This window comes from Streptomyces broussonetiae, from assembly GCF_009796285.1.
Taxonomy (GTDB): domain Bacteria; phylum Actinomycetota; class Actinomycetes; order Streptomycetales; family Streptomycetaceae; genus Streptomyces; species Streptomyces broussonetiae.
The window spans coordinates 4954883-4974824 of the sequence record NZ_CP047020.1 but is presented as its reverse complement, the minus strand read 5'-3'; the positions used below and the strand labels follow the sequence as shown (position 1 = coordinate 4974824).

The 19942-nt window shown below is 69.8% G+C and carries 21 protein-coding genes and 1 tRNA gene; 9 read left to right on the top strand and 13 right to left on the bottom strand.

Features of this window, described 5'->3' with window-relative positions; translation table 11 throughout:
- Positions 1–17 precede the first annotated feature (17 nt).
- The 3 genes from GQF42_RS23070 to pknB all read left to right on the top strand — a co-directional run bounded on the left by GQF42_RS23070 (position 18) and on the right by pknB (position 5126).
- Positions 18–1457, top strand: a complete 1440-nt coding sequence (locus GQF42_RS23070) for an FtsW/RodA/SpoVE family cell cycle protein (protein WP_158922810.1) — start codon at positions 18–20, stop codon at positions 1455–1457.
- Positions 1454–2932, top strand: a complete 1479-nt coding sequence (locus tag GQF42_RS23065) for a peptidoglycan D,D-transpeptidase FtsI family protein (RefSeq protein WP_158922808.1) — start codon at positions 1454–1456, stop codon at positions 2930–2932. Before GQF42_RS23070 ends, GQF42_RS23065 begins: the two co-directional genes overlap by 4 nt.
- 193 nt (positions 2933–3125) lie before the next feature.
- Positions 3126–5126: a Stk1 family PASTA domain-containing Ser/Thr kinase gene (gene pknB / locus GQF42_RS23060; protein WP_158922806.1), complete on the top strand. Its 2001-nt coding sequence runs from the start codon at positions 3126–3128 to the stop codon at positions 5124–5126.
- Between the two features lie 70 nt (positions 5127–5196).
- Here the strand turns inward: pknB and GQF42_RS23055 are convergent, their stop codons facing one another.
- Genes GQF42_RS23055 through GQF42_RS23030 form a run of 6 tightly spaced genes read right to left on the bottom strand, consistent with a single transcriptional unit; the run spans position 5197 to position 9439 of the window.
- Complete coding sequence (locus GQF42_RS23055; protein WP_158922804.1) at positions 5197–5949, bottom strand: class E sortase; 753 nt, start codon at positions 5947–5949, stop codon at positions 5197–5199.
- A 29-nt stretch (positions 5950–5978) separates the two neighbouring features.
- On the bottom strand, positions 5979–7091 hold the full coding sequence (locus tag GQF42_RS23050) for a class E sortase (RefSeq protein WP_233273428.1): 1113 nt from the start codon (positions 7089–7091) through the stop codon (positions 5979–5981).
- On the bottom strand, positions 7088–7726 hold the full coding sequence (locus tag GQF42_RS23045) for an aminodeoxychorismate/anthranilate synthase component II (protein ID WP_158922800.1): 639 nt from the start codon (positions 7724–7726) through the stop codon (positions 7088–7090). Before GQF42_RS23045 ends, GQF42_RS23050 begins: the two co-directional genes overlap by 4 nt.
- The gene (locus GQF42_RS23040) at positions 7723–7884 is read right to left on the bottom strand and encodes a hypothetical protein (RefSeq protein ID WP_199272762.1); all 162 of its coding nucleotides are present in this window, start codon (positions 7882–7884) and stop codon (positions 7723–7725) included. The genes GQF42_RS23045 and GQF42_RS23040 overlap by 4 nt, the downstream gene beginning before the upstream one ends.
- 52 nt (positions 7885–7936) lie before the next feature.
- Positions 7937–8629, bottom strand: coding sequence for a class E sortase (locus GQF42_RS23035; RefSeq protein WP_158922797.1), 693 nt, complete (start codon positions 8627–8629; stop codon positions 7937–7939).
- A 21-nt stretch (positions 8630–8650) separates the two neighbouring features.
- Positions 8651–9439 carry a DUF881 domain-containing protein gene (locus tag GQF42_RS23030; RefSeq protein ID WP_158922795.1) on the bottom strand — a complete coding sequence of 263 codons (789 nt, stop codon included), beginning with the start codon at positions 9437–9439 and terminating at the stop codon, positions 8651–8653.
- A gap of 153 nt (positions 9440–9592) precedes the next feature.
- On the opposite strand from GQF42_RS23030, the gene crgA reads away from it, so the two are divergent.
- Positions 9593–9847: a cell division protein CrgA gene (gene crgA, locus GQF42_RS23025; RefSeq protein ID WP_158922793.1), complete on the top strand. Its 255-nt coding sequence runs from the start codon at positions 9593–9595 to the stop codon at positions 9845–9847.
- A gap of 247 nt (positions 9848–10094) precedes the next feature.
- Here the strand turns inward: crgA and GQF42_RS23020 are convergent, their stop codons facing one another.
- Entirely contained in the window at positions 10095–10982 is an 888-nt protein-coding gene (locus GQF42_RS23020; protein ID WP_158922791.1) for a rhomboid family intramembrane serine protease, read from the bottom strand.
- A 188-nt stretch (positions 10983–11170) separates the two neighbouring features.
- Complete coding sequence (locus GQF42_RS23015; protein WP_158922789.1) at positions 11171–11695, bottom strand: peptidylprolyl isomerase; 525 nt, start codon at positions 11693–11695, stop codon at positions 11171–11173.
- A gap of 290 nt (positions 11696–11985) precedes the next feature.
- Between GQF42_RS23015 and GQF42_RS23010 the strand changes: the two genes are divergently transcribed.
- Positions 11986–12681: a DUF5324 family protein gene (locus tag GQF42_RS23010; RefSeq protein WP_158922787.1), complete on the top strand. Its 696-nt coding sequence runs from the start codon at positions 11986–11988 to the stop codon at positions 12679–12681.
- Between the two features lie 247 nt (positions 12682–12928).
- Here the strand turns inward: GQF42_RS23010 and GQF42_RS23005 are convergent.
- Positions 12929–13001 (bottom strand) — tRNA-Ala (locus GQF42_RS23005).
- Positions 13002–13183: 182 nt separating this feature from the next.
- On the opposite strand from GQF42_RS23005, the gene GQF42_RS23000 reads away from it, so the two are divergent.
- Positions 13184–13732 carry a helix-turn-helix domain-containing protein gene (locus GQF42_RS23000; RefSeq protein ID WP_158922785.1) on the top strand — a complete coding sequence of 183 codons (549 nt, stop codon included), beginning with the start codon at positions 13184–13186 and terminating at the stop codon, positions 13730–13732.
- A 100-nt stretch (positions 13733–13832) separates the two neighbouring features.
- Positions 13833–15296: a serine/threonine-protein kinase gene (locus tag GQF42_RS22995; RefSeq protein ID WP_158922783.1), complete on the top strand. Its 1464-nt coding sequence runs from the start codon at positions 13833–13835 to the stop codon at positions 15294–15296.
- Here the strand turns inward: GQF42_RS22995 and GQF42_RS22990 are convergent.
- Both GQF42_RS22990 and GQF42_RS46025 read right to left on the bottom strand, forming a co-directional pair.
- Positions 15257–16570, bottom strand: coding sequence for a hypothetical protein (locus GQF42_RS22990; protein WP_233273788.1), 1314 nt, complete (start codon positions 16568–16570; stop codon positions 15257–15259). The two genes, GQF42_RS22995 and GQF42_RS22990, sit on opposite strands and share 40 nt — an antisense overlap.
- 675 nt (positions 16571–17245) lie before the next feature.
- On the bottom strand, positions 17246–17374 hold the full coding sequence (locus tag GQF42_RS46025) for a DLW-39 family protein (RefSeq protein ID WP_003999697.1): 129 nt from the start codon (positions 17372–17374) through the stop codon (positions 17246–17248).
- 349 nt (positions 17375–17723) lie between these two features.
- On the opposite strand from GQF42_RS46025, the gene GQF42_RS22980 reads away from it, so the two are divergent.
- On the top strand, positions 17724–18071 hold the full coding sequence (locus tag GQF42_RS22980) for a DUF6344 domain-containing protein (RefSeq protein ID WP_158922777.1): 348 nt from the start codon (positions 17724–17726) through the stop codon (positions 18069–18071).
- 167 nt (positions 18072–18238) lie between these two features.
- On the opposite strand, the gene GQF42_RS22975 is transcribed toward GQF42_RS22980, so the two are convergent.
- Both GQF42_RS22975 and GQF42_RS22970 read right to left on the bottom strand, forming a co-directional pair.
- Positions 18239–18436, bottom strand: a complete 198-nt coding sequence (locus tag GQF42_RS22975; RefSeq protein WP_158922775.1) for a ferredoxin — start codon at positions 18434–18436, stop codon at positions 18239–18241.
- Between the two features lie 77 nt (positions 18437–18513).
- Positions 18514–18987, bottom strand: a complete 474-nt coding sequence (locus GQF42_RS22970) for a hypothetical protein (RefSeq protein WP_158922773.1) — start codon at positions 18985–18987, stop codon at positions 18514–18516.
- A 149-nt stretch (positions 18988–19136) separates the two neighbouring features.
- Here GQF42_RS22970 and GQF42_RS22965 point away from each other — a divergent pair, with 149 nt between their 5' ends.
- Complete coding sequence (locus GQF42_RS22965) at positions 19137–19670, top strand: hypothetical protein (protein WP_158922771.1); 534 nt, start codon at positions 19137–19139, stop codon at positions 19668–19670.
- Positions 19671–19942: the final 272 nt, after the last annotated feature.

Here is a 19942-nt window from a genome sequence, read left to right as displayed (position 1 = left end):
AGAGGCCCTGTCACACGATGAGCAGTACGAGTAATTCGCCTACGCATCACACGTCCACGATCGGTGCGATCGGCGCGCCCAGCCGCCGCAACACCGAACTGGCCCTGTTGGTCTTCGCCGTGGTCATTCCGGTGTTCGCCTACGCCAACGTGGGCCTGGCCATCGACGACAAGGTGCCGGCCGGTCTGCTGAGCTACGGGCTCGGCCTGGGCCTGCTGGCCGGTGTGGCCCATCTCGTGGTGCGTAAGTTCGCGCCGTACGCCGATCCGCTGCTGCTGCCGCTGGCCACCCTGCTCAACGGGCTCGGCCTGGTCTGCATCTGGCGTCTGGACCAGTCCAAGCTGCTCCAGCAGATCCATGTCGCGGGCGGCAAGGCGACCAACCAGCTGCTGTACACGGCGATGGGTATCGCGCTCTTCGTCGTGGTGCTGGTCTTCCTCAAGGACCACCGCACGCTCCAGCGCTACACCTACATCTCCATGGTCGGCGCGCTGGTCCTGCTGCTCCTGCCGCTCGTGCCGGGCCTCGGCCTGAACGTCTACGGTGCGAAGATCTGGATCCACGTCGGCAGTTTCTCCATCCAGCCCGGCGAGTTCGCCAAGATCGTGCTGGCGGTGTTCTTCGCCGGTTATCTGATGGTGAAGCGGGACGCGCTGGCCCTGGCCAGTCGCCGTTTCATGGGCCTGTACCTGCCGCGCGGCCGTGACCTCGGCCCGATCCTGGTCGTCTGGGCGATGTCGGTCCTCATCCTGGTCTTCGAGACGGACCTCGGTACGTCGCTGCTGTTCTTCGGCATGTTCGTGATCATGCTGTACGTCGCCACCGAGCGGACCAGCTGGATCGTCTTCGGTCTGCTGATGTCCGCGGTCGGTGCCGTCGGTGTGGCGAGCATCGAGCCGCACGTGCAGCAGCGTGTGCAGGCCTGGATGAACCCGATGAAGGAGTTCAAGCTCAGCCGCCAGGGCGTCGGCGGCCACTCCGAGCAGGCCATGCAGGCGCTGTGGGCGTTCGGCTCCGGCGGCACCCTCGGCACCGGCTGGGGCCAGGGCCACTCCGAGCTGATCCGGTTCGCCGCCAACTCCGACTTCATCCTCGCCACCTTCGGCGAGGAGCTGGGCCTGGCCGGCCTCATGGCGATCCTGCTGATCTACGGCCTGATCGCCGAGCGCGGTGTGCGCACCGCGCTCGCCGCCCGTGACCCGTTCGGCAAGCTGCTGGCCGTCGGCCTGTCCGGTGCCTTCGCGCTGCAGGTGTTCGTCGTGGCCGGCGGTGTGATGGGTCTCATCCCGCTGACCGGTATGACCATGCCGTTCCTTGCCTACGGCGGTTCCTCCGTGATCGCGAACTGGGCGCTGATCGGCATCCTGATCCGGATCAGCGACACCGCCCGCCGCCCGGCGCCCGCCCCCGCCGCCAACCCCGACGCCGAGATGACCCAGGTGGTCCGCCCGTCATGAACAAGCCCCTGCGCCGGATCGCGATCTTCTGCGGCCTCCTCATGCTGGCCCTGCTGCTTCGCGACAACTGGCTCCAGTACGTCAAGGCCGACTCGCTGCGCACGGCCCCGGAGAACCGCCGGGTGCTCATCGAGCGGTACGCCTCGCCGCGCGGCGACATCATCGTCGACGGCAACCCGATAACCGGCTCCGTCGAGGCCAAGAACGGCGACTTCAAGTACAAGCGCACCTACAAGGACGGGTCCATGTGGGCCCCCGTCACCGGCTACTCCTCGCAGGCCTTCGGCAGCACGCAGCTGGAGAACATCGACGACGGCATCCTCAGCGGCACGGACGACCGGCTCTTCTTCCGCAACACCCTCGACATGATCACGGGCAAGCAGAAGCAGGGCGGCAACGTCGTCACCACGCTGAACACGGCTGCGCAGAAGGCGGCGTTCGACGGCCTCAAGTCGCAGGGCGGCAAGGGCGCGGTGGTCGCGCTGGAGCCGTCCACCGGCAAGATCCTGGCGCTGGCCTCGTACCCGTCGTACGACCCCTCGTCCTTCGCGGGCAACTCCCTCGGCTCGGACACCCAGAACTGGAACAAGCTCCAGAAGAAGAACGACCCGGCCGAGCCGATGCTGAACCGGGCGCTGCGCGAGACCTACCCGCCGGGCTCCACGTTCAAGGTGGTCACCGCGGCGGCCGCGCTGGAGAACGGGCTGTACACGTCGGCGGACACCCCGACGAACTCGCCGTTGCCGTGGATCATGCCGGGCACCACGACCCCGCTCAAGAACGAGGGCAACATCCCCTGCAAGAACGCCACCTTGCGGGCCGCCCTGCAGTACTCCTGCAACTCGGTCTTCGGCAAGATCGGTGCCGACCTCGGCAACGCCAAGATGCTGGCGGAGGCGAAGAAGTTCGGCTTCGACTCCCCGCAGGACACGCCCGTGCGCGCCTATCCGTCGGTGTTCTCCGACAACATGAACTCGTCGCAGACCGCGCTGTCCTCCATCGGCCAGTTCAACACCGCCGCGACCCCGCTGCAGATGGCCATGGTCGCCTCGGCGGTCGCCAACGACGGCAAGCTGATGAAGCCGTACATGGTGGACAAGCTCCAGTCGTCCAACCTCGACACGGTCTCGCAGACCCAGCCGGAGGAGCTGAGCCGGCCGCTGTCCTCGCAGAACGCGCAGGTCCTGCAGTCGATGATGCAGACGGTGGTCGAGAAGGGCACCGGTACGAACGCGAAGATCGGCGGCATCACCGTCGGCGGCAAGACCGGTACCGCCCAGCACGGCGTGGCGAACAGCGCGAACCCCTACGCGTGGTTCATCTCCTTCGCCAAGATGCCCGACGGCAGCTCGCCGGTGGCGGTGGCCGTGGTCATCGAGGACGGGAGCGCCAACCGCGACGACATCTCCGGTGGCGGTCTGGCCGCGCCGATCGCGAAGAGCGTCATGCAGGCGGTCATCAACTCCAAGAAGTGACCTCGACCCCCTCAGGGAGTGACGCCCGTCACGCCATCTTCACATCGTTGCACGTTGCGATACCGGTCCTGTATCGGGTTCCGGGCTTGGCCAGGTCATACAAAGCGAGCCGGGTACGGTAGGCCCGGAAGCAGCCTCCGGCAGCGCACGACGGTGTGCGGCCGGGACCGACGGAGAGGGCTGGTAGGTAGCTATGGAAGAGCCGCGTCGCCTCGGCGGCCGGTACGAGCTGGGCCAGGTGCTCGGCCGTGGTGGCATGGCGGAGGTCTACCTCGCGCATGACACCCGGCTCGGCCGCACCGTGGCGGTGAAGACGCTGCGCGCGGATCTCGCGCGTGATCCGTCCTTCCAGGCCCGGTTCCGCCGGGAGGCCCAGTCGGCCGCCTCGCTCAACCATCCCGCGATCGTCGCGGTCTACGACACGGGCGAGGACTACATCGACGGGGTCTCGATCCCGTACATCGTGATGGAGTACGTCGACGGCTCCACGCTCCGTGAGCTTCTGCACAGCGGCCGCAAGCTGCTGCCGGAACGCGCGATGGAGATGACCATCGGCATCCTGCAGGGCCTGGAGTACGCCCACCGCAACGGCATCGTCCACCGTGACATCAAGCCGGCCAACGTCATGCTGACGCGCAACGGCCAGGTCAAGGTGATGGACTTCGGCATCGCCCGCGCCATGGGCGACGCCGGGATGACGATGACGCAGACGGCGGCGGTCATCGGTACGGCCCAGTACCTCTCGCCGGAGCAGGCGAAGGGCGAGCAGGTGGACGCCCGCTCGGACCTGTACTCGACCGGCTGCCTGCTCTACGAGCTGCTCACGGTCCGCCCGCCGTTCGTCGGTGACTCGCCGGTGGCCGTGGCCTACCAGCATGTGCGCGAGGAGCCCCAGTCCCCGTCGGTCTTCGACCCGGAGATCACGCCCGAGATGGACGCGATCGTCCTGAAGGCGCTGGTCAAGGACCCGAACTATCGCTACCAGTCGGCCGACGAGATGCGCGCCGACATCGAGGCCTGCCTGGACGGCCAGCCGGTCGGCGCGACGGCAGCCCTGGGCGCGGTCGGCTACGGCGGCTACGCCGACGACCAGGCGACGACCGCGCTGCGGGCGGAGCCGGGCGGCGCGGCGGCGACCACCATGCTTCCGCCGATGAACCCGGACGACGGCGGCTACGGCTACGACGAGCGCCCCGACCGCCGGGGGCGGGGGCAGAAGAAGTCCAACACCTCCACGATCCTCCTGGTGGTCGCGGGCGTGCTGGTCCTGATCGGCGCGATCCTGATCGGCAAGTGGGCGTTCAGCGGGAACAGCGGGAACCAGTCCTTCGACGCCCCGAACTTCGTCGATCACACCTACGCCGACGCCCAGAAGATGGCGGTGAACTCCGACCTCAAGCTGGCCGCGCCCACCCGCAAGCCCTGTGCGAACGAGCCCAAGGGCACGGTCTGCTCCCAGGACCCGGCGGCGGGCTCGCAGGTGAAGAAGGGCGACACGATCACCCTGGTGGTGTCGACGGGCGCGCCCAAGGTGGCGGTGCCCAGTGTCCTCGGCCAGAGCTACGAGGACGCCAAGGCGACGCTGGAGGGCGACCAGTACCAGTTCAAGGTCGTACGCAAGGACGAGGTCTCCTCGGAGCAGGCGGGCACCGTCCTGAACCAGGACCCCAAGCTCGGCGCGGAGGTCCAGAAGGGCTCCACGATCACCCTCACCGTCGCCAAGGCGGAGGAGAAGGTGACCATCCCCGGCGACCTCGTCGGCAAGTCCTGTGACGACGCGAAGAGCGAACTGACCCAGCTGGGTCTGTCGCCGAGCTGCAACGACAGCCCGACGACCGACCAGACGCAGGACGGCAAGGTCATCTCGACCAACCCGCAGGCCGGCGATTCGGTCGTCAAGAACACCAACGTGGTGATCAACGTCGGCAAGTTCCAGGGCGGCGGCCAGACGCAGGGCCAGGTGCCGAACGTCGTCACCCAGACCCTGAAGCAGGCCCAGCAGACCCTGCAGCAGGCCGGCTACACGCAGATCCAGGTCAGCGGTCCGACCGACGACAAGGCACGGGTCATCACCCAGACCCCGCCGGCGGGCAGCCAGGCCAATCCGAGCAGCACCACGATCGTCCTGACCACCATGGACATCGGCGGAAACGGCAACAACGGCGGCGGCCTCTTCGGCGGCAACAACGGCTGACGCCGAAGCCCGGCCCCAACGGCACAGGCCCCGGAGCGCGCGTGCGCTCCGGGGCCTGTGCCGTACGGCTTCAGCGCAGCTCCGCCGGCGGTGTCCGCTTGCCGTCCACCTTCTCCACCCGGACCAGCTCGCCCCACACGACGTAGCGGTACTCCGAGGTGTAGACGGGCGTGCACGTCGTCAGCGTGATGTAGTGGCCCGGCTTGGTCGTGCCGGACTCCTTGGGGACCTGAGTGAGGACCTTGACGTTGTACTTCGAGGTCTCGGGGAGGATCGAGTAGACCTTGTAGACGTACCAGTCGTCCCGTGTCTCGAAGACGATCGGGTCGCCCTTCCCGATCTTGTCGATGTTGTGGAACTTCGCGCCGTGGCCGTCGCGGTGGGCGGCGAGGGTGAAGTTTCCGTCCTTGCCGGTCATGGGGAGTGTGGCCTTGACCGGGTCGGTGTAGTAGCCGGCCACGCCGTCGTTGAGGACGTCCGTGCCGGTGCCCTTCTCGACCAGCACCTCGCCGTTCTTCATCGCCGGCACGTGCAGGAAGCCGATGCCGTCCTTGGTGTCCAGCGCGCCGGGCCCGGAATCCTTCTCCTGCGCCCAGTGCTGACGCACCTTGTCGGCCTGTTTGTCCGCCTTGCGGTCCGCTATCACGTTCGTCCACCACAGGGAGTAGACGACGAACAGAGCGAGCAACAGGCCCGCCGTGATGAGGAGTTCACCGAAGACGCTCACCGCCTTCGCGATCCGCCCGGGTCGCCGGTGGTGCTCGGCGGGCTCCGGCTCGGACGCGTCCGGGTGTGTTTGGGTCTCGTCGGCGGTCGCTGCCACTGTCTTCCTCTGCCCCTGTGTGATGAGCCCTACTCGATGAGCGCGTCCGGCTTGCCCTCGCTGCGCGGGCGTTCCTGGACCATCTTGCCCCAGACGATCAACCGGTACTTGCTGGTGAACTCCGGCGTGCAGGTGGTGAGGGTGATGTAGCGGCCGGGCCCGGTGAATCCGGAGCCCCTCGGAACCGGGTCCAGCACGCTGGTGTTGGACGGCGAGGTCACCGGAAGCGTCGACGTCACCTTGTACACGTAGTAGGTGTCCTGCGTCTCGACCACGACCGCGTCACCGGGCTTGAGCCTGTTGATGTACCGGAACGGTTCGCCATGGGTGTTGCGGTGCGCCGCGAGACCGAAGTTGCCGGTCCTGGCGTCGGGCATCGCCGTCTTCAGCGGCGCCTCGCCGTAGTGCCCGACCATGCCCTTGTCGAGCACCTTCGCGTTGCTGACGCCCTCCGCGATCGGCGCCACCACGTCCAGCGTGGGGATGTGCAGGATGGCGAAGCCCTGCCCCGGCGCGAAGACGCCCGGGTTGCGCTTGCCGCTGGCCCAGTCGTCCTGCAGCTGGTGCGTCTCGCTGCCCGCCTGCGCATGGGCGCGGACGTTGGTCCACCACAGCTGGTAGGTGACGAACAGCAGCATCAGCACACCGGTGGTGATGAACACCTCGCCGATGGCCCGGCTCGCAACGACGGCCGGAGACGGTTTGCGCAGCCGCGCCTGCCGGCGGGCCTCGACCCGGGACAGCGGCCGGCCGGTTTCCGGTGCCGCGGCGGGCGCGGTCCCCCGGTTCCCGCCGTGCCGCCCGCCGCCACGGCGCTTGGCGGCCTTTCTGCGGGCCGCACGACCGCCGGCCGCGGGTTCGGGCGAGGAGGAGGCCGAAGAGCCCGCAGAGACGCTTACAGCCTCGTTCTGCGGGCCCGCCGCCGGATCGGGGACCCGTAGCGCCATCGTCTCGTCGTCGAGAGGATCCCGGTACGGCTCGTACGGCTCGTACGGCTCCTCGTACGGCTCCTTGTAGGACCCCTGTGCCCCGTGCGGCTCACGGGCGCCCGTCGCGTCCCACTGCCCGAGCGCACCGGAGGCCTCGTACGACTGATCCCCGTACGAGGCATCGGTCTTGCGCTCCGGGCGCAGCGCGGTCACGCCGTGGCCCTGCCCACCACCGGGGCGAGCCCCGCCGACCTCGCCACGGCACCCTGGTCGCCGCATTCCACCAGCCAGTTGGCCAGCATCCGGTGCCCGTGCTCGGTCAGCACCGACTCGGGATGGAACTGCACGCCCTCGACCGGCAGTTCACGGTGGCGCAGGCCCATGATGATGCCGTCGTGCGTGCGGGCGGTCACTTCCAGCTCGGCCGGGACCGTGTCCGGCTCGGCGGCCAGCGAGTGGTAGCGGGTCGCGGTGAAGGGCGAGGGCAGGCCCGCGAAGACGCCCTTGCCCTCGTGCTCGACCAGCGAGGTCTTGCCGTGCAGCAGCTCGGGCGCCCGGTCCACCACGCCGCCGTACGCCACCTGCATCGACTGCATGCCGAGGCAGACGCCGAAGACGGGGACGCCGGTGGCCGCGCAGTGCCGGACCATCTCCACGCACACGCCCGCCTGCTCCGGCGTGCCCGGGCCGGGCGAGAGCAGCACACCGTCGAAACCGTCCTGGGCGTGCGAGGTCGACACCTCGTCGTTGCGCAGCACCTCGCACTCGGCGCCCAGCTGGTACAGGTACTGGACGAGGTTGAAGACGAAGCTGTCGTAGTTGTCGACGACGAGGATCCGGGCACTCACTGGTTGTTCACCGTCACATCGTTGAAGGGCAGCAGCGGTTCGGCCCACGGGAAGACGTACTGGAAGAGGACGTAGACCACGGCCAGGATCAGTACGAGCGAGATGAGCGCCCTGACCCATGCGTTCCCCGGCAGATGCCGCCAGATCCAGCCGTACATGCCGTTCCTTCCGTATCCCCACGGCACCTGACTCACGCCGTACGCCACCAGACTAATGGCGCAGAGCCTTCGGTTGGCCTGCCTCCACAGGTTGTGTGGAATCCAGGTGCGCCCAGACGATGAGCCGGTGACTGTGCCCCCATTCCGGATCGCACGTGGTCAGCGTCAGATAGCGGCCCGGACGCGTATACCCGGACTTACGTGGCACAGGGTCGATGACCTCAACGTCCGTCGGCACGGTTTTGTAGGGCCCTTTGTCGATCCGATACGTGAACCAGGTCGTCCCGTCCGTGAGCACCACGGCGTCGCCCGGCCGCAGCTCGGGGAAGTCCAGGAACGGGTCGCCGTAGGTGCGCCGGTGACCGGCCACCGCGAAATTGCCCTCCTGGCCGAGCCCGGCGGTGCCCTGGTAGTGGGCGAGTCCCTTGGCCAGCACGTCCCGGCCGGTGCCCTCCAGGACGGGCTTGTTCCACGTGAAACCGAACCGCGGGATGTACATGATCGCGAAGGCCCTGCCGTAGTGGTACGGCGCCGGGTCCGACACGGCCGGCGTCTTCTTGCCCGGGGTGGCGGCGGCCGGCTGCACGCTCCCCTTCGCCCACTGGCGGTGCAGCTGGTCGATCTGGTCGCTCATGGCGCCGTCGGCCCGCACACCCGTCCAGAACAGGATGTAGGCAACGAAGAGCACGATCAGGGCACCGACGGTGAGGCACAGTTCGCTGAAGGTCCTGACGATCACGCGCACCGGCGCCTCCGGGACGGATGGCTACTGCACGGGCTTGGCGTAGTGCAGATCCACTGTGCCCGAGTAGCCGGGAAGAGTCACCGTCCCGTCGTCGGTGACTTTCCAGCCGAGGCCGTAGACGTTGACGTACACCATGTAGGTCTGGATCGCCTTGCTCGCCGCGAGCGACTGCTGGAGTTTTCCGGGGTCCCCGATCGCCGTGATCTTGTACGGCGGCGAGTAGACGCGGCCCTGGAGGATCAGGGTGTTGCCGACGCAGCGCACCGCGCTGGTGGAGATCAGCCGCTGGTCCATGACCTTGATGCCCTGGGCGCCGCCCTGCCACAGGGCGTTCACCACGGCCTGCAGGTCCTGCTGGTGGATGACCAGGTAGTCGGGCTGGGGCTCGGGATAGCCGGGGAGCTTGGCGGTGGCGTTGGGCGGGGCGTCGTTGAGGGTGACGGTGAGGCCGTGGCCCGTCAGCGGCTGGGTCCCCGCGCTGCGCTCCAGCCCGCGGACCTCGCGGTCCTGGGCCTTGCTGCTGCCGCCGTCACTCTTGGCGAGGGACTCCACGCTCTCGCGCAGGGCCGCGTTGGACTCGTCCAGGCCCTTGTTCTTGCGGCTGCGCTGCTGGATCAGGTCGGACAGCTTGAGCAGCGAGCCGTCCTGCCGGATGTCGGTGCCCTTGGCCGTGTTGAAGCTGGTGAAGAAAATCAGCCCGGCGAGGGCGAAGACGGCCGCGGTGAGCACCCGCACCGGGCGCAGACGCGGACGGACGCGGGGGCCGGAGCCCGTTGATTGCGTCCCGGGGGAGTCGGCAGAATTGCTCAACGGACCCTTATCTCCTTCAGCGCCGCGGAAGCACTACGCTAACGGACGCCCGGGGGAGTACACAGAGTCGTCATGGTGGCCCCTTGTACGCTGCCCCGAGCCCCGAACCGGTTACCTGCGCGGCCACGCAGCGCATCGACAGGAGAGACCCTCGTGCCGAAGTCACGTATCCGCAAGAAGGCCGACTTCACGCCGCCGGCGGCGAAGCAGGCGCAGGCGATCAAGCTGACCAGTCGCGCCTGGGTCGCGCCTGTCATGCTGGCCATGTTCGTCATCGGTCTGGCCTGGATCGTCGTCTTCTATGTGACCGACGGTTCGCTGCCCATCGACGCCCTGGACAACTGGAACATCGTGGTCGGCTTCGGCTTCATCGCCGCCGGCTTCGGTGTCTCCACGCAGTGGAAGTAGCTCTCCCCAGGGCTATCCACTGAGTTATCCACAGCCGTTTTCCACAGTGGGGAAAAAGAACGACGATCTGTGGATAACTCATCGAGTGTTGACGCCGGTGTGACTGCCCCACCGGTCCTCACACATCTGTTCGCCCCCTGTCCGACCTGGGAAAACACATCCGAGCGACAGGGGGCACAGCTGTGCCCGCACGCGGTGCACAAGATCCGGCACACGCTGTGGACAACGGTTCGGTATCGGCTTCGGATCAGGTGAGCTGAGCGGTTCTGACCAGGGTGAGGACCACGGCCACCACCAGGACGAGGGCACAGGTGCCGTACTGCACCAGCGCCCGCCGCTCGCGCGGGGCGTGGACCATGGCGTACCCGGTGACCACGCCGGCCACCAGACCGCCGATGTGTGCCTGCCAGGCGATGCTGCCCCAGCCGAAGGTGATGACCAGGTTGATCACGAGCAGCGCGATGACCGGCCGCATGTCGTAGCGCAGCCGGCGCATCAGCACCGCGGTCGCTCCGAAGAGGCCGAAGATCGCTCCGGAGGCGCCGAGCGAGGCCTCCGTCGGCGAGGCGAGCAGGTACGTCAGCGCACCGCCGGCCAGGCCGGAGACGAAGTAGACCGCGAGGTAGCGGGCCCGGCCCAGGGCTGCCTCCAGCGGACCGCCGATCCACCAGAGGCTGAGCATGTTGAAGCCGATGTGCCAGTACTCCTGGTGCGTGAACATCGACGTCACCAGGCGGTACCACTCGCCGTCGGCCACGCCCATGGTCGGCGCATACGGCTTCGGGGGCCACACGCCGATCAGCACCAGCTGGTCCAGAAGGGACTTGTCGGCCTGGACGGCGATGAACACCGCGATGTTGATCCCGATGAGGATCTTGGTGAGGAGCCGGGGATCGGCGGCCACCGTGCCGCCCGCGACCGTGCGCGGCCGGGACGCCGAAGCGGCGTGTCCCGTGCCGGACCCGGAGCGGACACAGTCCGGGCACTGGAAGCCGACCGAGGCACTGATCATGCACTCCGGGCAGATGGGGCGGTCACAACGGGTGCAGCGCACACCGGTCTCGCGGTCCGGGTGCCGGTAGCACACGGGCACACTGCGGGCGGCGTCCTGCGCGCTGCCTTCGGCCTGGTCCATCGGTTCCCCTTGCTCGTCGTGGGCATGCCCCCCCCGGCAACGCCCCGCCCCGCACATCCTTGGTACGGACGAGCGGGGCGTTTGGTTCCCCTCGCCGTTTTCCCGCGAGGGGGCTGGGCCGTGGTGGTCGGCCCTAGGTCCTGTCCTCACATTCCCGTCGCGAGGCAGACGGAATGTGACGACAGGGCCTAGCGCTTCTCGATGACGACCGACTCGATGACGACGTCGTCGGCCGGACGGTCGTTGCGGGCCGTCTTCACCTCGGCGATGGCCTGGACGACGGCCTGACTGGCCTTGTCCGTGACCTCACCGAAGATGGTGTGCTTGCGGTTCAGCCACGTCGTCGGGGCGACGGTGATGAAGAACTGCGAGCCGTTGGTGCCCGGGCCGGCGTTGGCCATGGCCAGCAGGAACGGCCTGTCGAAGGACTTCTCCGGGTGGAACTCGTCGCCGAACTTGTAGCCGGGGCCGCCTATGCCGGTGCCCAGCGGGTCGCCGCCCTGGATCATGAAGCCGCTGATGACGCGGTGGAAGATGGTGCCGTTGTAGAGCGGCTTCTTCGCCTTCTCACCCGTGCCGGGGTGCGTCCACTCACGCTCGCCCTGCGCCAGCTCGACAAAGTTGCGGACCGTCTCGGGCGCGTGGTTCGGGAAAAGCTCGACCACGATGTCGCCGCGGTTGGTCTTGAGGGTGGCGTACAGCTGCTCAGCCACGATCTGCCTTCCGTTGTCTTCGAGTGACTCACCGATCCTCGCACGGCCGGATCCGTACGCCGCCGACCGGCCATGATTTCCGCGACTTCGGCCGGGAAGGAAGCGCTCGGCCCCGATTCGTGGCAGTGTCGACAACAGGCTCGGCTTGCCCGGCATTCACCCGGAATCGAGCTGAAAGAGCGGTCAGCACCCATATGCCCGCCCGCACATGCCGCACAGGCGGTTGGCAGGCATGATCCGTAAAAGGGTGGAAAGTCGAAATACCGTACGCCACCGAGGAGGAGGAACCCGTGACCCGCATCGACAGCGTGCGCGCCGCAACCGGCTCGGCGAAGGACAGCGTGCTGCACGCCGCGGAAGTGGTGGCGCCCTACGCCGACACGGCCAAGGAGCGTGCTGCGCTCTATGCGCAGGAGGCACGCGTACGGCTGGCGCCCGTGATGTCGCAGGCCGCCGACCAGGCCCGCGTGCAGTACGACGCCCGGCTCGCCCCACGGCTGGAGCAGGCCCGCGCGCATGTACCGCCGAAGGTGGATCTGGCGGCGCACGAGGCTGCCGTCCGCACCCGCAAGGCTGCCCGGCAGGCCGCCGAGTACTCGCGCCCCAGGCTCGAGCAGGCCAGGGCCGCGGCCGTCCCGGTGCGCGACGAGGCCGCCGCCCGCGGCGCCGCCGCCCTGGCCGCGCTGCGTGGCAATGTCTCGGCCGAGGACATCCAGAAGCTGGCCCGCAGGAACAAACGCCGGTGCCGCGGCGCCCGCGCCCTCAAGGGGCTCGCACTGCTGGCCATGCTGGCAGGCGGCGCCTTCGCTGCCTGGAAGTGGTGGGACAAGCAGGCCAACCCCGACTGGCTGGTCGAGCCCCCGGCCGCGACGGAGGTCCCCGAGTCGAACCGCCTCGGCTCAGTGGACGGCACCTCTCCCCTGGACCCCGACGTCCAGGCCAAGCAGGCCGAGGAGGATGCCGCGGACCGCGAGGACCGGGACTGATCCCTCACCGCCTGCGGCCTCATGTGTGCTGCCCACGGCTCGTTTCACGTGAAACCACCTGGCACGCCACACACCGCACTGCGCACCCTGTACCCCACACTCCGCATCCCCATCCCGTGAAAGTGCCCTCCCACACTGCGTCTGCGCAGGTGGGAGGGCATTCCTCTGGGCGGTGGGGCAACGGCCGTCCGCCACGGAAAACGCCCCCTGAACCCGCGTTTCCGCAGTTCAGGGGGCGTCTGACAAGTGGAGCCTAGGGGAGTCGAACCCCTGACATCCGCCATGCAAAGACGGCGCTCTACCAACTGAGCTAAGGCCCCGGAAAGGAGTGACCGGCCGGAGAAATCATGTTCCGGCAGGCACCGCAGACCAGAGTACCGGGTCACCCCCGGTATTCCGCAAAAAGATTGGGGGTCCCCGCGGATGACCACTCTCCGTAAGATGCTCGGCGTGGTTCGCTACAGCGAACCGCGGTTTTCTGGGGAAGCGATGGGGAGACGCAATGGACGCCGCACAGCAGGAAGCCACCGCCAGAGCGCGGGAGCTGCAGCGGAACTGGTACGGGGAGCCGTTGGGGGCGCTCTTCCGTAAGCTCATCGAGGATCTCGGCCTCAATCAGGCCCGTCTCGCGGCGGTCCTCGGGCTGTCCGCTCCGATGCTCTCGCAGCTGATGAGCGGTCAGCGGGCCAAGATCGGCAATCCCGCCGTGGTCCAGCGGGTGCAGCTGCTGCAGGACCTGGCGGCCCAGGTGGCGGACGGCAGCGTCAGCGCCGCCGAGGCGACCGAGCGCATGGAAGAGATCAAGAAGTCGCAGGGGGGATCCGTGCTCAGCAACACCACCCAGACCACGAGCGGTTCCGGCGCGCCGACCGTCAAGCGCGTGGTCCGCGAGATCCAGTCGCTGCTGCGCTCGGTGGCCGCGGCAGGCGACATCATCGACGCCGCGGACAGCCTCGCCCCGACCCACCCCGAACTGGCCGAGTTCCTCCGCGTCTACGGCGCCGGCCGCACCTCCGACGCGGTCGCCCACTACCAGTCCCACCAGAACTGACCCGTCGGAAACCGGGGGGTAGTAAGACCAGTGGTGGGGGTAGTGGGGGCTTAGCGGTCAGGGGGACGCGCGGGGCGAGGGGGAGGAGCTACGGGCTGCCATGGGTGAGGTCTTCGCCGGCCGGTACGAGCTGGCCGACCCGATCGGACGTGGTGGTGTGGGCGCCGTATGGCGCGCCTGGGACCACCGCCGACGGCGTTATGTGGCCGCCAAGGTGCTCCAGCAGCGCGACGCCCACTCCCTGCTGCGCTTCGTGCGCGAGCAGGCCCTGCGGATCGACCACCCTCACGTCCTCGCCCCGGCCAGCTGGGCCGCCGACGACGACAAGGTGCTGTTCACCATGGACCTGGTCGCCGGCGGCTCGCTGGTCCATCTGGTCGGCGACTACGGTCCCCTGCCGCCGGCGTATGTGTGCGCCCTGCTCGACCAGCTCCTGTCCGGGCTCGCCGCCGTCCACCGGGAAGGAGTAGTGCACCGGGACGTCAAGCCCGCCAACCTCCTCCTCGAAGCCACCGGAACCGGCCGACCCCGGCTGCGGCTGTCCGACTTCGGCATCGCCATGCGGCTCGGCGAACCCCGCCTGACGGAGACCAACCTCGTGGTGGGCACGCCCGGTTACCTCGCCCCCGAGCAGCTGCTCGGCGCCGAACCCGACTTCCCGGCCGACCTGTTCGCCGTCGGCCTGGTCGCCCTGTATCTCCTCGAAGGCGCGAAACCCGACGCCAAGGCACTCGTGCAGTACTTCGCCGAGCACGGTACGCCCCCCGCGCCCAAGGGCATCCCCGAACCGCTCTGGCAGGTCGTGGCCGGCCTGCTCCAGCCCGACCCGGCCGCCCGTTTCCGCACGGCCACAGGCGCGCGCAAGGCCCTCGCCGGTGCGGCGGAACTCCTGCCGGAACCCGACCTCGACGACGAGCTGATCGAGATCTTCGACCAACTCGGCCCGCTTCCCCCCGGGTTCGGCCCCGCCGGCCCCCTCAAACCGGCTCCCGGAGTGGCCAGGGAGCTGATCCCGAGGGGGGATTCGGACCCGGACGCGGACGCCGCTTCCGGCCGTAACGGTGGCGCGGAACCGACCGGCACCGGCTCCCTGTCGGACACCGGAAGCTTCCGGCTGCCGCCGCCCCAGGCGCTTCCGACCCCGGCTCCCGAGCCGTACACCCTCCCCCACGACACCCCTCACGGCTGTCCCCGCAACTCCCCCCACGGCACGGCGGATTCGGTGCCTTCTCCGTCTCCTGCGCCGCCGGACGCGCCGCCACTGCCGCAGTCCCCCGCTCCTTCTGCCCCTGCCGCCTGGTCCGCAGAGCTGTCGGCTGCCGATCTGGCGGCCACCGACCCGTCCCTCACCGCTTCGTACACCGCCCGGGACCCGCAACTCCCGTCGTTTCCAAGGCCGATGGCCCCTCCGACGGCCCGGGCGAGGCCCCCCGGGCACGGTCGGCGCGGGCGCCGGGCCCGCCGGGGGCGGCCCGGCCCGCCGGCCAAGGCAGTGGTACCGATCCTGCTGCTCGCACTGGCCTGTTACGCGGTGGGCTTCTGGGCGCTGACCCGGGTGGTCTGAGACCGCCGGGCCGCCACCGTCCACCCGCCGAGCACCAGCAGCAGGAGCGTGCCCAGGCCGATCCCGCCGGCCGCGACCAGCTTCATCACGAGGTCGCCCCCGCTCCCGGCGCCGCCCTCGCCCCCACCGCCGCTGCCGCTGCCGGTGAGCACCGCCGCCCGGTCCTCGGCCGTGACCGTGAAGACGTCCCCCGGCACGGGCCGGCCGGCGTACTGCGGCCCCGCGTGTGCCTGCCCGGCCACCCGGACCCGCAGGGTCACACCGAACGGCCCCCGCCCGAACGGGCCGGCCAGCTGGTCGCTGAGGTGCAGGACCAGGTAGTAGTCACCGGCGAAACGGACGGAGGTCACCGCGGCAGGGACGGCGTAGCGGTTGGCGTACTCCACCGGCGGGACCGGGGCGAGCACCGCGGACTTGGGGGTGCCGGTGTAGCCGGGGGCGACGTCCTCGACGTAGCCGCGGACGGGGTTGTAGAGGGAGAGGTTCAACGCACCGCCCACCAAGGCGTGCCCCTGGGCGCCGCCCAGTTCGGCGGAGGCGTGCAGTTGCCGCCCCCAGTCGAGGGGCACCTTGTAGAACCGCGTCTCGCCCGGCACCAGTTCGGTGCGCCACACCCCCTGGCCCAGCGGGCGGGCCGAGGCGAAGCCCGCGCCGCCCGGCCGGTCCTCGGGTGCCCCGGTGACCGGCTCTGGCGTGGCGGAGTCCCAGGTCTGCGGTGCGGCGCCGGTGCCTGCGTGCGCCGGGCGCGGTTCCGTGACCGGCGCGATCTCCAGGTCCCAGCGCCGGGCCGGGGCCGATGCGCCGGAACTCCCGGTCTCGATGCGCTGGACCTGCACGTAGTAGGTCCCGCCGCCCTGGCACAGCGTCCGGCCGGTCTCGCGCTGCGCCAGCGCGGTGACCGGGCGCGGGCTGAGGCCGGCGCCGAAGCGGGCCGAGGCGATGGAGCAGAGCGTGCCGCTCGCGTTGCGCACGGAGACGCTGATGCCGTCGGTGGCGGAGACCGGGGCGTTCGCCGGGGGTACGGCGGTGACCGGGACGTACGCCGTGTCGGCGGCCGTGAGCCGCAGCCGGTAGGAGAGCTTGCCGTTGTCCGGCAGGAAGCTGCGGTAGACACGGCCGGGCTCCAGCCGCCCGGCGTCCGCGGTGCCTTTCCCGCCCGCGACCGTGCGCGCGCCGGGTGCGAAGGCGTACGAGGCGTCGCCGGCGGCAGCGGCCGTGGCGCCGGGCAGCGCGACCAGGGCACAGAGCCCCGGCAGCAGGGCCAACCACCACACCGTCAGTCGCCTTCGCCCCCGCACGTGCCGGCCTCCCCAGTCGTCGCTCCGCAAGCCGTACCGGACCGTGGCCCATCCTGCCCCGCGCGCGCCCGCGCCATCCCGGGAACGCGGACGGCCGTCCGAAAAGCCCGGCACCCACGGCAGAGGCCGGACGACGGTCCGACGCCACCGGGAAGGGCCGTGCACCGACCCGACGCCACCGGAACAGGCCGGACACAGACCCGGCACCACCGAAAAAAGGGCCGCACACCGACCCGGCACCACCAGCAAAAGCCGCACACCGACCCGGCACCACCGCCAAAAGCCGCACATCGACCCGGCACCACCGCCAAAAGCCGCACACCGACCCGGCACCACCGGCAAAAGCCGCACACCGACCCGGCACCACCGCCAAAAGCCGCACATCGACCCGGCACCACCGCCAAAAGCCGCACACCGACCCGGCACCACCGGCAAAAGCCGCACACCGACCCGGCACCACCGCCAAAAGCCGCACATCGACCCGGCACCACCGCCAAAAGCCGCACACCGACCCGGCACCACCGGCAAAAGCCGGACCCCGGCCGGCCTGTCGCCCCCGCCACACGCCTACCGCACCCCGCGCGCCCCCGCAAACGCAGAACCCCGGCCGCTCGGGCGACCGGGGTCTGTTCAGATTCTGGTATCAGGCACTCACGAACCCGTGGGCACGGAGTCAGTCGCCTCCGTCCACAGGTCCTGCTCGGCGCGATCCGCCTGGATCTGGCGGTACACGAGGAGCCCGCCGATGGCGGCCAGTGCGACCAGGAGCAGCTTCTTCACCGCGCGACCTCGTCTTTCCTTGACGTAGGGGACCTCTGCCGCCCGACTATACACACCGGCCGATATCGATCGGTGACCTGCGTCAGGGCTCAACTCCCGCCTCCGTGAGCGCAATAGGGCAGGTCCGGGGCCGTTCCGATCGGAGGGTGATCACACCTCCACGGAAGGTTACTTTGCTCCCTCTTCGCTCACCCTCACCAGGTTTTAGGCGCTTTCCAGCCCTCTTGCGGCCATCCGGGTGGTGTTCATCGGAACATCGACGCGCCACGGGCGTCGGTCCACCACTTCGCGACCCACATACACATCATGAGGAAAGTACGCAAATCGCCCAACCCGAAAGTGAGGGGCCATGACCCAGAACAAGGTCATGAACCTGTGGACCGCCATCGTCACCGCCTTCCTCGCGCTGTGCACGGCGCTCGGACTCGTCACCACCACGACCGCCACGACCGCGACGGCCGCACCCGAGAACGAGAGCCCCCACACGGGCACCAAGGAACGAACGGCCCCGACGATCATCCCGGCACAAAGCCGCTGGGCCTGGTCCCACGCCAGAGCGCTGCCCCCCACGATGAAACAGCGGATCCGGGCGGAAGCCCACGGAAAGTCCCCGAGCTGCCGGCACCGGCCCCTCGACACGACGGAGGCGGAGGAAACCGCCCCTGATCATCCCCCGGCGGCACTGCTCGACTGCTGATCCGCCGTCGGCAGCACCGCAACCGCAGCCGTCTCGACGAAAAGGGCGACTTGCGTACCTCACGAGTCGACACGGAAAAGACCCCCGGCCGGGGCCCCGGCCGGGGGTCTCGCGCTGTCGGGCCTGCCGCACCGCACGGAGGAGGGCCGGGCAGTGCCTCCTGACTCCTACTCCGCTCCGTCCGTGAGCGTGATTGCCTGCGAAGGGCACTTCTCCGCCGCTTCCCTCACCTCCGGCTCGTCGCCGGACCCCGCACCGCCGGGCCGTACGACGCCGTATCCGTCCTCGAAGGCGAACACGGCCGGCGCCCGGTGCGCGCACTCGGCGGAGCCGTAGCACAGGGAGCGGTCGACGGAGACCTTCATGCGTCCTCCAGTCGTGGGCGAGAGCTTCCAGGACGTCACTGCCCCGCGAACCACGCCCCGAACCGGGTCCGCCAGCGCTACTGCCCGCCGCCCGCGACCGAGAGCCAGTGGGCCACCCGGCGGACCGTGGGCTCGTCGAGCAGGTCGGCCATCGCCCGCACCGCCTCGCCGTCCTCGGGGCCCAGGTCGTACAGGCCCGCCTTGCCCAGCCCGGCCATCAGCACCTGGTGGCGGCGGTCCGTCATGCGTTCCACGAGCCTGGCCGGTCCGGCGGCGCCGGAGGCGGGCCCGTCGGCCGGGGTGGCGGGCGCCTTGGCGGAAGCCGGAGTGTCGAACAGGCGCCAGGCGCCGTCCTCGGGCCCCCACAGCGCGACCGTCACCTCCTCGCCGCGCGCCCGTACGGTCCGGGTCATGTCCGCGACGGCGTAGAGCACGGGAGCCCGGTCCGGGGCCTCGGCGCCCACCGTCCAGGAGTCCTGCGCGGGCCCGCGGAACATCGCGACCCAGCGCGGAGCACCGGGCGGCTGCGGGCACGAGGGACGCTTCTCCATGACACTCCACCCCTTCGGGAACGACCGGCTGGGCGACCGTATCTGACGATGCGTCAGATATCCAGGCCGCCGACCCGGGATCGCCGCACGCTTCTGGCCTCTTCGGGTCCGGCATGGCACCCTGCCGCCCGCACCCAGGGAGGCCGAGGATGAGCGAACGGGACGAGCCGAACGGACGGGCCAAAAAGGATGAACGGCACGAGCCAAGTGAACGGGACGAACAGAAAGAACAGGAAGAAACGGCGGCCGAAGCACTGCGCAGGACCCATGGCGCCCGCGCGCACAGCGCCTACGACCGGGCACTCGCCGCATGCCGGTACGCCGGTGTCGACGAGGACGCGGCCGTGACCGTACCGAGGGACCCCGTCGGCCGGGCCGCCAATGCGCTACGGCTGTCGGCCACGTCGCTCGCCGGCCTGGCCTCGTCCGCCCCGGACCCCGCCGCGGACGCCCGCTGCGCCCGCAACACCGCGGCCACCGCGGCACTGGCCGCCCAGCTGGCCGCAGCCCACGACGGCAGCGCGGCCTCCGCATCAGCGCTGCGCGCTGCACTGGCGGCGTCCCTGGCCGCCGCGGGCGCGGCCGGCGGGAGCACACCGGGACAGGACCCGTCCCTGAACACCTCCGCCGATCAGGCCGAGCGGCACGCCGTGGCCACGGCTCAGGCAGCGGGCTGGGTCTGAACGGCCCCCGGGCGAACACCTGAGGGAGCATCGAGAAGGCCACCGCCCGCCCGGCACCGGTCCCTCCCCTCGTGGGGACCGGTGCCGAACGGAGCGGGGCGATCGACCCGTGCCGCGTCGGCTCGTCACGGGTCGACGAAGGAGGCTGGTTCCTGGACTGGTCGCGGAATCACGCGCCGGCCTCGCAGCCGCTCCCTGTCTGCGGTGGAACCCACTCGTCCGCTCTCGGCGGAAGTTGGCCGAGATCCTTCGCCTACGTGGGCTGCCTTTCC

Bases quoted from the DNA above. Each gene is read 5' to 3' on its own strand.
- GQF42_RS23070 (WP_158922810.1), top strand. From the start codon at position 18: ATGAGCAGTACGAGTAATTCGCCTACGCATCACACGTCCACGATCGGT.
- GQF42_RS23065 (WP_158922808.1), top strand. From the start codon at position 1,454: ATGAACAAGCCCCTGCGCCGGATCGCGATCTTCTGCGGCCTCCTCATG.
- pknB (WP_158922806.1), top strand. From the start codon at position 3,126: ATGGAAGAGCCGCGTCGCCTCGGCGGCCGGTACGAGCTGGGCCAGGTG.
- GQF42_RS23040 (WP_199272762.1), bottom strand. From the start codon at position 7,884: ATGTACGGCTGGATCTGGCGGCATCTGCCGGGGAACGCATGGGTCAGG.
- GQF42_RS23020 (WP_158922791.1), bottom strand. From the start codon at position 10,982: ATGGACCAGGCCGAAGGCAGCGCGCAGGACGCCGCCCGCAGTGTGCCC.
- GQF42_RS23000 (WP_158922785.1), top strand. From the start codon at position 13,184: ATGGACGCCGCACAGCAGGAAGCCACCGCCAGAGCGCGGGAGCTGCAG.
- GQF42_RS22995 (WP_158922783.1), top strand. From the start codon at position 13,833: ATGGGTGAGGTCTTCGCCGGCCGGTACGAGCTGGCCGACCCGATCGGA.
- GQF42_RS22980 (WP_158922777.1), top strand. From the start codon at position 17,724: ATGACCCAGAACAAGGTCATGAACCTGTGGACCGCCATCGTCACCGCC.
- GQF42_RS22975 (WP_158922775.1), bottom strand. From the start codon at position 18,436: ATGAAGGTCTCCGTCGACCGCTCCCTGTGCTACGGCTCCGCCGAGTGC.
- GQF42_RS22970 (WP_158922773.1), bottom strand. From the start codon at position 18,987: ATGGAGAAGCGTCCCTCGTGCCCGCAGCCGCCCGGTGCTCCGCGCTGG.
- GQF42_RS22965 (WP_158922771.1), top strand. From the start codon at position 19,137: ATGAGCGAACGGGACGAGCCGAACGGACGGGCCAAAAAGGATGAACGG.